General features: G+C 60.0%; 11 protein-coding genes. 3 read left to right on the top strand and 8 right to left on the bottom strand.

Annotated features, from left to right (window positions below):
* Positions 1-173: 173 nt before the first annotated feature.
* The 7 genes from folK to dksA all read right to left on the bottom strand — a co-directional run bounded on the left by folK (position 174) and on the right by dksA (position 8,806).
* Entirely contained in the window at positions 174-659 is a 486-nt protein-coding gene (folK, locus tag TK42_RS17965) for a 2-amino-4-hydroxy-6-hydroxymethyldihydropteridine diphosphokinase (protein ID WP_032879453.1), read from the bottom strand.
* 2 nt (positions 660-661) lie between these two features.
* A complete protein-coding gene (locus TK42_RS17960) occupies positions 662-2,065 on the bottom strand; it encodes a polynucleotide adenylyltransferase PcnB (protein WP_032879455.1) in 1,404 nt (467 codons plus the stop codon).
* Positions 2,066-2,762: 697 nt separating this feature from the next.
* Positions 2,763-4,202 (bottom strand): sigma-54 dependent transcriptional regulator, encoded by a 1,440-nt coding sequence (locus TK42_RS17955; RefSeq protein ID WP_032879456.1) that lies wholly within the window; start codon positions 4,200-4,202, stop codon positions 2,763-2,765.
* A 22-nt stretch (positions 4,203-4,224) separates the two neighbouring features.
* Positions 4,225-7,179 (bottom strand): sensor histidine kinase, encoded by a 2,955-nt coding sequence (locus tag TK42_RS17950; RefSeq protein WP_177464503.1) that lies wholly within the window; start codon positions 7,177-7,179, stop codon positions 4,225-4,227.
* On the bottom strand, positions 7,163-7,339 hold the full coding sequence (locus tag TK42_RS17945) for a hypothetical protein (protein WP_003176118.1): 177 nt from the start codon (positions 7,337-7,339) through the stop codon (positions 7,163-7,165). The genes TK42_RS17950 and TK42_RS17945 overlap by 17 nt, the downstream gene beginning before the upstream one ends.
* Positions 7,340-7,401: 62 nt before the next feature.
* Entirely contained in the window at positions 7,402-8,289 is an 888-nt protein-coding gene (gene gluQRS / locus TK42_RS17940; RefSeq protein WP_032879458.1) for a tRNA glutamyl-Q(34) synthetase GluQRS, read from the bottom strand.
* A gap of 82 nt (positions 8,290-8,371) precedes the next feature.
* Positions 8,372-8,806: an RNA polymerase-binding protein DksA gene (gene dksA, locus TK42_RS17935; RefSeq protein WP_005791430.1), complete on the bottom strand. Its 435-nt coding sequence runs from the start codon at positions 8,804-8,806 to the stop codon at positions 8,372-8,374.
* Positions 8,807-9,125: 319 nt separating this feature from the next.
* Between dksA and TK42_RS17930 the strand changes: the two genes are divergently transcribed.
* Positions 9,126-10,298, top strand: a complete 1,173-nt coding sequence (locus tag TK42_RS17930; protein WP_005791428.1) for a pyridoxal phosphate-dependent aminotransferase — start codon at positions 9,126-9,128, stop codon at positions 10,296-10,298.
* The gene (gene sfsA, locus TK42_RS17925) at positions 10,298-11,011 is read left to right on the top strand and encodes a DNA/RNA nuclease SfsA (RefSeq protein WP_103734795.1); all 714 of its coding nucleotides are present in this window, start codon (positions 10,298-10,300) and stop codon (positions 11,009-11,011) included. The genes TK42_RS17930 and sfsA overlap by 1 nt, the downstream gene beginning before the upstream one ends.
* On the opposite strand, the gene TK42_RS17920 is transcribed toward sfsA, so the two are convergent.
* Positions 11,008-11,325, bottom strand: a complete 318-nt coding sequence (locus tag TK42_RS17920) for a Rieske (2Fe-2S) protein (RefSeq protein ID WP_032879462.1) — start codon at positions 11,323-11,325, stop codon at positions 11,008-11,010. The genes sfsA and TK42_RS17920 overlap by 4 nt on opposite strands.
* Before the next feature lie 156 nt (positions 11,326-11,481).
* Between TK42_RS17920 and TK42_RS17915 the strand changes: the two genes are divergently transcribed.
* On the top strand, positions 11,482-12,360 hold the full coding sequence (locus TK42_RS17915) for a hemin ABC transporter substrate-binding protein (protein ID WP_103734794.1): 879 nt from the start codon (positions 11,482-11,484) through the stop codon (positions 12,358-12,360).
* Positions 12,361-12,400: the final 40 nt, after the last annotated feature.

Genomic DNA, 12,400 nt, shown 5'->3' with positions numbered 1-12,400 from the left:
TGTTACGATGGCGGTGTTACCGCTGTTACTGACGCGATTGCGCAACTTGTGCGCGGTTTACGGCAGCGCAGATCAAATGTGGGAGCTGGCTTGCCTGCGATGGCATCCACGCGGTGTGGCTGATACACCGAGTCGCTTGTATCGCAGGCAAGCCAGCTCCCACATTGACCGAGTCATTCTTGCGGTAAGCGTTCCAGGCCGACGAATGGGCAGGCTGTGAGCAGGGTGCTCAAGCGTTGGCCGTCAGGCAGTTGCAGGTCGGTTGACGCCAATTCAGCCAGCGGATACAGCACAAAGGCGCGCAGATGCATCTGGTAGTGCGGCACCTTGAGGCGCGGTTCGTCGATCAGGCGATCACCGAACAGCAAGATATCCAGATCCAGTGTGCGTGGGCCCCAGCGCTCAAGACGTTCGCGGCCCTGGTCATTCTCGATGGCTTGCAGTGCGTCGAGCAGGTCCAGCGGCGCCAGGCTGCTGTCCAGTGCCGCAACCGCGTTGGTGTAGCGCGGTTGGCCCGGGAGCAGGGAGTCACTTTGATAAAAGGCAGACACACCGGCGAGGTGGGTGCCAGGCAGTTGCGCCAGCGCCTCGATCGCGCTGCGCAATTGCTGTTGCGGGGCAGCCAGGTTGCTGCCCATGCCGATGTAGATACGTTCCACGTTTATTCGCCCGCGGCGCCCGAGGCATCGGCACTGCTGCGTTTACGCTTGCTGCCGCTGCGGCGACGCTTTTTCGGCCCTTCACCGGCACCATCGCCTTTGCTGCCAAGCTCACGAATCATTTCGCGACGTTGGCTGTCATTGGCATCCTGATAGTCAGTCCACCATTCGCCCAGGCCATCGGTCTGCTCACCGGCGCTTTCGCGCAGCAGCAGGAAGTCGTAGCCGGCACGGAAACGTGGGTTGTCCAGCAGCAGGTCAGCACGCTTACCGCTGCGACGCGGCAAACGTTCCTGCATGTCCCAGATTTCGCGGATCGGCATGGTGAAGCGTTTCGGGATGGCGATGCGTTGGCACTGCTCGGCGATCAGTTCGTGAGCGGCTTCCTGCATGGCCGGGATCGGCGGCATGCCACGGTCCTGCAGGCGCAGTACGCGCTTGGGCAACGCTGGCCACAGCAGGGCGGCAAACAGGAATGCCGGGGTTACCGGTTTGTTCTGCTTGATGCGCAGGTCGGTGTTGACCAACGCTTCGCTGATCAGCGTGTGGGTGTACGTGGGGTTGTATTCCAGCGCCTCGGCACTGGCCGGGAACAGCGGGTCGAACAACTGCAGGTCGACGAGCATTTCGAAGGTGTCGGCGGCATACCCCGAGAGGAACAACTTGAGCACCTCTTCGAACAGGCGTGCCGAGGGGATTTCCCGCAGCATGGGCGCCAGCTCGCGAATCGGCGCGGCAGTGTGCTTCTCGATACCGAAGTTGAGTTTGGCCGCGAACCGCACGGCGCGCAGCATACGCACCGGATCTTCCTGATAGCGCTGGGTCGGGTCACCGATCAGGCGGATCAGGTTATTGCGAATGTCGTGTACGCCATTGGCGTAATCGAGGATGCGCTCGCTGACCGGATCGTAATAAAGGGCATTGATGGTGAAGTCGCGACGTTGCGCGTCCTCCTCCAGGGTGCCGTAGACGTTATCACGCAGGATGCGCCCGCTCTCGTTGCGGGAAGACTGATTGGTGTCTTCCTCTTCATCGTTTTGCGGGTGGCCGGCGCGGAAGGTCGCAACCTCGATGATTTCGCGACCAAAATGGATATGCACCAGCTTGAAGCGCCGGCCGATGATTCGTGCGTTACGAAACTCGGCGCGCACTTGTTCAGGCGTGGCACTGGTGGCTACGTCGAAATCCTTGGGCGTGATATTGAGCAGCATGTCGCGTACGCAACCACCCACCAGGTAAGCCTGGTAGCCGGCGTTCTGCAAACGTTCGACGATGTTCACTGCATAACGGCTGAATTGAGCGCGCTGCAACGAATGCTGGCTGCTGTTGAGCACTTCAGGCGTGCTGCGTTTGTGTTGCGTACGACGCAAGGGAGAACGGAATGACTGGAACAACTTCTTCAGCATGGGATGCACTGTTTGAAGGAATGTTCGGCCATAACGAAGAATGACCGCATGATGGGCGGGGATTCTAGCATTTAGTCAGGGGATGGTGTAGGAACAAGCTACAGGCATTGCGCCTTAAGCGTTTTGGAGTCAAATCCCGGAAACTACAAGGGGAGCCGAAGCTCCCCCAGAAGTAGTTGCGTGCTCTATTTTTATTATTGATTTCGGGCTTCTTGTTTTTGTTGATCGCCCTCGCCATGAAGCTTCACCTTCATGACACTCCCAATCGAGAGTCAAGAGCAAACGGATTGCTTTGGTCGCTGTGTTGCTGATCTACGATCCAACCAGTTCAGGCTCTGCCTTAGGGCAGTTTTTGTTGTTCTCGGCCTGGTTGCGGGGCAAGCCCCAAATGCAACGCCTCTCCAAAAGAATCAGTTAGCTGCGCCTCCGCCGTGTTGTTTTTGTTATGCGTGAGTCGATTCGTCTTATTTTTATTGTCTTGTACATAGCTTGTTATTGTTTTTGTACTAAGCATATAGCAGGGTGCGTGCCAACTTTTGTACCGGCCAGCAAAATCAGGGGGTTGAGGTGGTTTTGCAGTTTTCGAGGGCAAAAAAAAGCCGGGGCTTCGTTACCGTAAGCCCCGGCTTTTGTTACGTGAAAAGTCAGCGGTAACAGTTTTTTCACATCAACAGGTGTTACCCATGGGGGCGCACCCTCAGCTCTCGCTGGCAACCCCGGTCTTGCGCCGCGGAATGCCCAGGCGCTGGCGCCGCTCCCACAGGCACTTGCGACTCACACCCAGTTTGCGGGCCAGTTCGGTCTCGGTCATATGGTCCTGATGTTCCAGGACGAAATGCTGGAAGTAGTCTTCCAGTGACAAATCCTCCGTCGGCTCATGACTGGTATTGCTACCGCCGCCCTGTTGTGGGGCCAGGCCGATGAAGTCATCGTCTTCCAGGTCACTGAGCTCGATATCGATGCCCAAAAGCTCGGCGGAAATCTCCGGGCTTTCCGACAGGATCACCGCGCGCTCCACGGCGTTCTCCAATTCCCGCACGTTACCCGGCCACGAGTAATGCCGGATTGCCTGCTCGGCGTCCGCGGCAAACTTCAGGTCGGTACGGTTGATGCGTGCGCTCTGGCGTAACAGGAACGCACTGGCGATCTCGTTGACGTCGGCGCCGCGCTCGCGCAGGGCCGGCAATTTGAGGGCGATCACGTGCAGGCGGTAATACAAGTCTTCACGGAACTGGCCGATCTTGGCCAGGCTCTTGAGGTCACGGTGCGTCGCTGCAATAAGCCGCACATCAACCTTTTGCGATTGCACCGAACCGACTCGGCGAATCTCGCCTTCCTGCAACACCCGCAACAAGCGCGCCTGGGCTTCCAGTGGCAGTTCGCCGATTTCATCGAGGAACAAGGTTCCGCCGTCCGCCGCTTCAACCAGGCCAGCACGCCCGGCGCTGGCGCCGGTGAACGCGCCTTTCTCGTGACCGAACAGTTCGGACTCGATCAGCGATTCAGGGATTGCCGCGCAGTTCACCGAGATCATCGGTGCCTTGGCGCGCTTGGACAGGTTGTGCAGGGCGCGGGCAACCAGCTCCTTGCCAGTGCCCGACTCGCCCTGGATCAATACATTGGAATCGGTCGGCGCCACTTTGCGGATCTTGCTGTACAGATCCTGCATCGGCGGGCAGGAGCCGATGATGCCGATCTCGCCATTGCTGTTGTCCACACCGGGCTTGTCGGCGCCGTTGGTCGCTTTGCCGACTGGACGCTGTTCGGCAGGCGCGCTGCTGGCCGACTGACGGTCACGCAGGATGCGGGCCACGGCTTGGAGCATCTCATCGTGATCGAAAGGCTTGGCGATATAGTCCACCGCGCCCATCTTCATCGAGTCGACCGCCGAGCGCAGGCTGGCGTAGCTGGTCATGATCAGCACCGGGGTGCCTTGGCCCAGCTTGATCAGCTCGGTGCCCGGAGCTCCAGGCAGGCGCAGGTCGCTGACAATCAGGTCGAACGTGGGGATGCTGAACCGCTCCTGGGCTTCCTGCACCGAGCCGGCTTCGCTGACCTGGTACTGATTTCGTTCAAGCAGGCGACGCAAGGCAGAGCGGATAATGGTTTCGTCTTCGACGATCAAAATGTGCGGCATTGATTCAATTCTCTCGACGGTCTCAGTTCACAGCGGACGTCGCTTCGACATGACGCGGCAAGGTCACCCGGATACGGGTGCCGCGTTGGCTTTCGGTGTCAGCCGGGCTGTCGATGGTGATTTGTCCATAATGCTCTTCAACGATGGAATAGACCAGTGCAAGGCCCAGACCGGTACCTTCACCGGGGTCCTTGGTGGTGAAGAAGGGTTCGAACAATCGGTCCATGATGTTCTGTGGGATGCCGCTGCCTTCGTCCTCCACGATCAGGTCGACCGTGTGCTCGAAAGCCTCGCTCTTGACGCGTACAGCGCTGCCGGCCGGCGATGCATCGCGTGCGTTGGACAGCAGGTTGATCAGCACTTGGGCCAGGCGTTGCGAGTCGCCATCGACCCAATGTTCCGGATCACACAGATTAAAGAACTGTACTTCGAAATTGCGCCGATTCAAGGCCAGAAGTCCAATGGCGTCCTGCGCGACCTCGGCCAGACACACCGCTTCGTCCTGGTTTTGATGCGCGCCGGAGTGGGCGAAGCTCATCAGCGACTGCACGATGCGCGAAACGCGCTTGGTCTGTTCAAGGATCTGCCCGCTGATTTCAGTGATTTCACCGTCTTCCTCGCGCTCTTCGCGCAGGTTCTGCGCCAGGCAGGCGATACCGGTGATCGGGTTGCCGATTTCGTGGGCCACGCCGGCTGCGAGACGACCAATACTGGCCAGGCGCTCGGAATGCACAAGCTTGTCTTCGAGCATCTGCGTGTCGGTGAGGTCTTCCACCAGCAAAACCAGGCCGCTGTTACCGGGGGCCAGGGGCTCATCAATGGCGGCTTTGTGCAGGTTGAGCCAGCGGGTCTGGCCATCGAGGGCCAGGTGCTGCTTGTGCAAGTGCTCGTCGGGCAGGTTGATAAACCCCTGAAGCAGTTCTTTCCACGGATCGGCCAGGGTATTGAGGCGCGAGCCCACTACCCGCTGGGCGGCGATGCCGGTGAGTTCTTCCATGGCCTTGTTCCACATCAGGATTTCCTGGTCCTTGGCCAGGGAACAGACACCCATCGGCAGTTCCTGCAAGGTCTGGCGGTGGTAACGGCGCAAGGCATCGAGTTCGGCGGCCAGGCCGGTGAGGCGTGAGTGGTAATCCTCCAGCCGGCTTTCGATGAAATGGATGTCTTCGGTCACGTAGCTTTCGCCGCCCGCCTTGTAGGGCAGGAAGGTTTCGACCATGTCCTGGGACACGCTGGGGCCCATCAGGCCGGAGAGGTTGGCCTCGATACGGTCACGCAGACGGCGCAGGGCATAGGGGCGACGCTCGTCGAACGGCAGGTAGAGGTCACGCAGCGCTTGCTCGACCTCCTTTTGCGCCGCCTTGGCGCCCAGAGGCTTGGCCAGTTGCGTGGCAAACTCCTGGGGCGAGGCTGCGTGCAGTTCGCGGCGTTGCGGGCGACGCACGTTGTCCACTGCGCAGGCTTCGGCGGCGCTGGTTTCTTCGGCACTGGCGTTGGTGAACAATGAGATCAGGGTAAACATCAGTACGTTGGCGGCCAGCGAGGCAATGGCCGCCATGTGCCAACTGGTGTCGTCGAGCACGTAAATCATGTTCAGCAACGGGATGTAGAAGCCCTGCAAGTTGCCGACCAGTGGTAGCAACATGGTGACGATCCACACCAGGATCCCCGCCAGCAGCCCTGCGATAAAACCACGGCGGTTGGCGGTCGGCCAGTACAGCACCGACAACACCCCCGGCAGGAACTGCAAGGTGGCGACAAACGCGACAATGCCAAGGTTGGCCAGGTCTTGCCCGGCGCCGAGCAGCAGGTAGAACCCGTAGCCGGCGGTAATGATCGCAACGATCAGCGCGCGGCGGGTCCATTTCAACCAGCGGTAGATATTGCCCTCAGCCGGCGGCTGGTACAGCGGCAGCACCAAGTGGTTGAGTGCCATGCCCGATAGCGCCAGCGTGGTGACAATGATCAATCCACTGGCCGCCGACAAACCGCCGACATACGCCAGCAGTGCCAACGCCGGGCTGTTGGCGGCAATGCCGATGCCCAGGGTGAAATACTGAGGGTTGGTGGTGGCCCCCAGTTTCAGGCCGGCCCACAGGATCAACGGCACCGCCAGGCTCATCAGTAACAGGAACAGCGGCAAACCCCAGCTCGCACTCACCAGTGAGCGTGGGTTGAGGTTTTCGGTGAAGGTCATGTGGTACATGTGCGGCATTACGATCGCCGAGGCGAAGAACACCAACAGCAGCGTGCGCCATGGGCCTTCCTGCAAGGGTGTGTGCAGCGCGGCGAGGGCAGTCTGGTTTTGCAGCAGCCACAGCTCCAGCTGTTGCGGGCCGTCGAACACGCCGTAGAGCGCATACAGGCCGACGCCGCCAATGGCGATCAGCTTGATGACCGACTCAAAGGCAATTGCGAACACCAAACCTTCGTGTTTCTCGCGGGTAGCAATATGGCGCGAGCCGAAGAAAATTGTGAACAGGCTGATCAGTGCACAGAAAGCCAGGGCAACACGGTGTTGCACGGGTTCGCGGGTCAGGATGCTGATGGAGTCTGCCACTGCTTGAATCTGCAGGGCCAGCAACGGCAGTACGCCGATCAGCATGAAAATCGTGGTCAGCGCACCGGCCCAGGTACTGCGAAAGCGGAAGGCAAACAGGTCCGCCAGGGATGATAACTGGTAGGTACGAGTGATTTTCAGGATCGGGTACAGCAACACCGGCGCCAGCAGGAACGCACCGGACACCCCCAGGTAACTGGACAGAAAGCCGTAGCCGTACTGATAGGCCAGGCCCACCGTACCGTAGAACGCCCAGGCGCTGGCGTACACGCCCAGGGACAAGGTGTAGGTCAGCGGATGGCGAATGATCGCCCGCGGAATCATTCCGCGCTCACTGATCCAGGCCACGCCGAACAAAGCAGCCAGGTAGGCGGCGCTGATCAGCAGCATCTGGGTGAGGCTAAAGCTCATCGGCATCTTTTTGGCTCTGCAGGATGAAGGTCACGACGATCAGGATCAGCCATAGCAGATAAGGGCGATACCAGGCGCCCGTGGCGTCGATCCACCAATCCATGATGGCGGGGGAGAACAGGTAGATCCCGACGACCAGCAACAGGACCAATCGATAGATGTACATATTGGCCTCTGATTAAAAATCTGCGGCGATGGTAACGGATGGCGGGCAACCTGCAAGCGCCTTCAACTCAATTGCGCTTCGGCCAGCGTGAGTGTGCGCGGGATCTGCGTCGCGTCCCAGTGCGTAATGCCCCAATCCAGCAGTTCCCGTGGGCTTGCGTAAAGCAGTTCGTTACCGGCTGGCTGGCCGAGGGCGCGCAGTGCGCGAAGCAGCAAGGGCGTGGCCTGGTCGGCGGTCAACGGTGGGGAGCGGTAGGATTTTCCCAGTTTGTTGCCGTCCGGCTGCACAATCAGTGGTACATGCAGGTAACGTGGCTGGCGCAGGCCGAGCAGCTCTTGCAAGTAAAGCTGGCGCGGCGTGGAGTCCAGCAGGTCGGCGCCGCGCACGATATCGGTAACCCCTTGCCAGGCATCGTCGAGGACCACGGCCAACTGATAGGCGTAGAGGCCGTCGCGGCGCCGGATGATGAAGTCGCCCGCGTCGCGGCCCAGATGCTGTCGGAACTCGCCCTGCACGCGGTCGGTAAAGTGGTATTCCAGTTCAGGCACACGCAGACGGATGGCAGCATCCTGCTGGTCGTGGCCGGCATTGCGGCACAAGCCTGGGTAAATCCCGTTGTAGGGTTCCAGTTGCTTGCGCGAGCATGTGCAGGCATAGGCCAGGCCATGGTTGAACAGGTCATTCAGCACTTTGGCGTAGGCGTCATGCCGCTCGCTCTGCCGAACCAGCTCGCCATCCCATTCAAAGCCGTAGCTTTGCAGGGCATGCAGGATCGCTGCTTGGGCGCCGGGCTCTTCACGGGGAGGGTCAAGGTCTTCCATGCGCATCAACCAGCGGCCATGTTGGGCGCGTGCGTCGAGGTAGGAGGCGAGGGCAGCAACCAGGGAGCCGAAGTGCAAATGGCCGCTGGGCGTGGGGGCGAAACGCCCGATATAGGTAGAGGCTGTCATGGGCGGATACTACTGCAAAACCGGTAAACGCCAGAAACAAAAATGGGGCGTTTGCACGCCCCATTCGTTCAGTTCGGCAGGGTTACTTGCCGACCTGTTTTTCCTTGATTTCAGCCAAGGTCTTGCAGTCTACGCACAGGTCCGCAGTCGGGCGGGCTTCGAGGCGGCGAATACCGATCTCGACGCCGCAGGATTCGCACCAGCCATACTCTTCGTCTTCGATCAATTGCAGGGTCTTGTCGATCTTCTTGATCAACTTGCGTTCGCGATCACGAGCGCGCAGTTCAAGGGCGAATTCCTCTTCCTGGCTGGCACGGTCTGCCGGGTCCGGGAAGTTGGCTGCTTCGTCCTTCATATGGTCAACCGTGCGGTCGACTTCCTGCATCAAGTCCTGCTTCCACTGCTTCAGGATTTTGGAGAAGTGCTCGCGCATGGGCTTGCCCATGTATTCCTCGCCCTTGGATTCAACGTAGGGCTGGAAACCGCTGATGCTCTGTTGCTTTGCTTGGGTGGACATGAATAGACCGCCTCTCACTCTTCTAATCCATTGCGCAGGATTGCAACGTCACCGACACCTGCCGGCCCTGCGGCTGCAAGCGGGCGAACTTACCAGATAGATTCAGGGTGCGCTACTCCCGGTTGTCGAGCTCCAGGGCAAAGGGGTTGCAAACTGCAGCAGCCCGCCATGACTGGGTATGTATCGCCTCGAATGTTGATTTTAGCTGTTTTACGAGCGTGCGCAGGGTGCACTTGCAGCCCCAATCAGGCAATAGAGCATGTTTTACCGCGAGGGTTCGGTAGAATCCTGATTTTGTCCTCACCGTTAAGGAAGGCTAATGGCTCAGCCCTACAGTGCGCGCAGTCGCGCCATCGAACCTTTTCATGTCATGGCGTTGCTGGCACGCGCCAATGAGCTGCAGGCTGCCGGCCACGACGTGATCCATCTGGAAATCGGCGAACCGGACTTTACCACCGCCGAGCCGATCATCCAGGCCGGCCAGGCTGCGCTGGCCAACGGCAAGACGCGCTACACGGCGGCCCGTGGGGTGCCCGAGTTGCGCGAGGCCATCAGCGGGTTTTACCAGCAGCGCTACGGCTTGAGTGTCGATCCCGAGCGTATCTTGATTACGCCCGGTGGCTCCGGCGCGTTGCTGTTGGCCAGCAGCTTGCTGGTCGACCCTGGCAAGCACTGGCTGCTGGCTGATCCAGGCTACCCCTGCAATCGACACTTTCTGCGGCTGGTAGAGGGCGCGGCGCAATTGGTGCCGGTGGGGCCTGAGGTCCGCTATCAGTTGACCGCCGATCTGGTCGCCAGGCATTGGGACCAGGACAGCGTGGGCGCGCTGGTTGCGTCACCGGCCAACCCTACCGGCACAGTCCTCACGAGGGACGAACTGGCAGGCTTGTCGAGTGCAGTCAAAGCGCGTAACGGCCACTTGGTAGTGGACGAGATCTACCACGGCCTCACCTACGGCACCGATGCCGCCAGCGTGCTGGAAGTCGACGATGACGCCTTCGTCTTGAATAGTTTTTCGAAGTATTTCGGCATGACCGGATGGCGCCTCGGTTGGCTGATAGCGCCTCCTGCTGCGATCAGCGAATTGGAAAAACTGGCGCAGAACCTCTACATCAGTGCGCCGAGCATGGCCCAGTACGCTGCCTTGGCCTGTTTTACCCCGCAGACCCTGAGCATTCTTGAAGAGCGCCGCGCCGAATTCGGCCGGCGTCGTGACTTTCTGCTGCCGGCGCTGCGCGAGCTTGGATTCGGTATCGCCGTGGAGCCGGAAGGGGCGTTTTATTTGTATGCCGATATCAGCGCGTTCGGCGGCGATGCCTTCGCGTTCTGCCGTCACTTTCTGGAGACCGAGCACGTGGCTTTTACACCCGGGCTGGATTTCGGTCGTTATCAAGCGGGCCACCATGTGCGTTTTGCCTACACGCAAAATATTGACCGGCTGCAAGAAGCGGTGGAGCGCATCGCTCGTGGCCTGCGGAGCTGGCAAGGCTGATGCGCTTTTATCCTCCTCTTGAAGAAGGGCGGCTGATCCGCCGCTACAAGCGTTTTCTCACCGATATCGAAACCGTTACCGGCGAGTTGCTTACCATTCATTGCCCGAACACCGGCTCGATGCTCAATTGCGTGGTCGAAGGTGGCCAGGTCTGGTTCAGCCGTTCCTCGGACCCCAAGCGCAAGTTGCCAGGCACCTGGGAAATTGCCGAAACGCCCCAGGGTCGGCTGGCGTGCGTCAACACCGCGCGGGCCAATCAGTTGGTTGAAGAGGCGCTGCTGGCTGGCGTGATCACTGAACTCAATGGCTTTACGGCGCTCAAGCGTGAAGTGCCGTACGGTCAGGAGAAGAGCCGCATTGACTTCCGCCTGGATTACCCACAGGGCGCCGCCTTCGTGGAGGTCAAAAGCGTCACCCTGGGTTTTGACGCAACCTCGGTGGCGGCTTTTCCTGATGCAGTGACGCAGCGCGGTGCCAAGCACTTGCGCGAACTGGCTCACCTGGCGCGTGAAGGCGTGCGGGCGGTGCAGTTGTACTGCGTGAATTTGTCGGGCATCGATGCGGTTCGCCCAGCGGTGGAAATTGACGCCGGTTACGCTGCGGCGTTACGCGAGGCCAAGGCCGCGGGTGTGGAGGTGCTGGCTTACGGCGTACGGGTCACACCGCAAGAGATGTATGTCGAGCGTCGACTGAAGGTGTTGTTGGGCGACTAGAGTTCTACCCACAAGCCTTGTTCATCCTCATGGCCGGGCAGGGCGGTGAGACTCTGGCCTGCGCACGGGCCGGCGATGCACTCGCCGCTCTCGATCAGGAATAGGGCGCCATGGGTGGCGCATTGGATCAGGCTGGCGCTGGCGTCGAGGAAGCGGTCGGGCTGCCATTCCAGCGGGACGCCGCGATGGGGGCAGCGGTTGCGATAAAAGTAGGCAATGCCGTCTCGGCGCACGGCCAGCAGTTTATGGCCATCGATATCAAAACCGCGGCTGCTGTCGGGTGCGAGGTCGCTTGAGGGGCAGAGAAACTTCATTTCAATCCTTAAGTGCCTTGACGTTCAAATGCAAACAATTATCAAATGGCCGCTTCGCCCGTCAGCTGACTGGGTGCTTAATACGATGTCCGGCAGCAATGTTCTGTCACATTGATGAGTGCCTGAATGGCCCTGCCCTAGGAAGGAAACCCTGTTATGCGCCTGAGTACCAGCGCTATTGCGCTTGTTGCCTCATTACTGGTCAACCACGGGGCACACGCCTCTGAACTGCCACAACGCTGGGTCAGTGCTGGAGGGGCGCTATCGGAATGGGTGACGGCTTTAGGCGGCGAATCGAAATTGGTCGGGGTCGACACCACCAGCCAGCATCCGCAGTCGCTCAAGGCGTTGCCGAGCATTGGCTACCAGCGGCAGCTGTCGGCTGAAGGCATTCTCAGCCTGCGCCCGCAAATCCTTGTGGGCACTGAGGAAATGGGGCCGCCGCCGGTACTGGCGCAGATTCGCAATGCCGGCGTGCAGGTCGAGATGTTTTCGGCCCAGCCGGATTTGCCGACATTGAAGGGCAACCTTGAACACTTGGGAAAACTGCTGGGCAGTGAGACCCGGGCAGACGCACTGTTTGCCAAATACGGGCAGGCGCTGGAGCAGCAAAAAAGCTGGGTGACCAAGGCCCAGGCGGCGCAAAAGGCTCCGGGCGTGCTGTTGTTGCTGGGCCATGCCGGTGGCAAGCCGCTGATCGCGGGCAAGGACACGGCCGCCGATTGGATATTGCAGCAGGCGGGCGGACGTAACCTGGCCACGCACTCGGGCTATAAGCCCTTTTCAGTCGAGTCTTTGGCGGGTTTGAGTCCTGATGTGCTGGTGTTTGCCGATCGCGCGCTGACCGGTGATGCGGCGCGTGCTGCCTTGTTCAAGGAAAACCCGATTCTCGCGTCGACACCGGCAGCCAAGCGTGGGCGAGTGTTTGAACTGGATCCGACCTTGCTGGTGGGTGGCCTGGGGCCGCGATTGCCAGAAAACCTGGTGAAACTGTCCGCTGGTTTTTATCCGTCCCAGGCTAAATCGGCTCCATGACCACTCTGCTTAAGCCCAAGACACTGTTTATTGGCCTGTC

Origin of the sequence: Pseudomonas sp. GZJR-8, from assembly GCF_002916705.1 — a bacterium.
Lineage (GTDB): Bacteria > Pseudomonadota > Gammaproteobacteria > Pseudomonadales > Pseudomonadaceae > Aquipseudomonas > Aquipseudomonas synxantha_A.
The sequence above is the reverse complement of the archived record's forward strand: the minus strand, read 5'-3'. Positions and strand labels throughout refer to the sequence as shown.

Bases quoted from the DNA above. Each gene is read 5' to 3' on its own strand.
- TK42_RS17915 (WP_103734794.1), top strand. From the start codon at position 11,482: ATGCGCCTGAGTACCAGCGCTATTGCGCTTGTTGCCTCATTACTGGTC.
- dksA (WP_005791430.1), bottom strand. From the start codon at position 8,806: ATGTCCACCCAAGCAAAGCAACAGAGCATCAGCGGTTTCCAGCCCTAC.
- TK42_RS17920 (WP_032879462.1), bottom strand. From the start codon at position 11,325: ATGAAGTTTCTCTGCCCCTCAAGCGACCTCGCACCCGACAGCAGCCGC.
- gluQRS (WP_032879458.1), bottom strand. From the start codon at position 8,289: ATGACAGCCTCTACCTATATCGGGCGTTTCGCCCCCACGCCCAGCGGC.
- TK42_RS17930 (WP_005791428.1), top strand. From the start codon at position 9,126: ATGGCTCAGCCCTACAGTGCGCGCAGTCGCGCCATCGAACCTTTTCAT.
- sfsA (WP_103734795.1), top strand. From the start codon at position 10,298: ATGCGCTTTTATCCTCCTCTTGAAGAAGGGCGGCTGATCCGCCGCTAC.
- TK42_RS17950 (WP_177464503.1), bottom strand. From the start codon at position 7,179: ATGCCGATGAGCTTTAGCCTCACCCAGATGCTGCTGATCAGCGCCGCC.
- TK42_RS17960 (WP_032879455.1), bottom strand. From the start codon at position 2,065: ATGCTGAAGAAGTTGTTCCAGTCATTCCGTTCTCCCTTGCGTCGTACG.
- TK42_RS17945 (WP_003176118.1), bottom strand. From the start codon at position 7,339: ATGTACATCTATCGATTGGTCCTGTTGCTGGTCGTCGGGATCTACCTG.
- TK42_RS17955 (WP_032879456.1), bottom strand. From the start codon at position 4,202: ATGCCGCACATTTTGATCGTCGAAGACGAAACCATTATCCGCTCTGCC.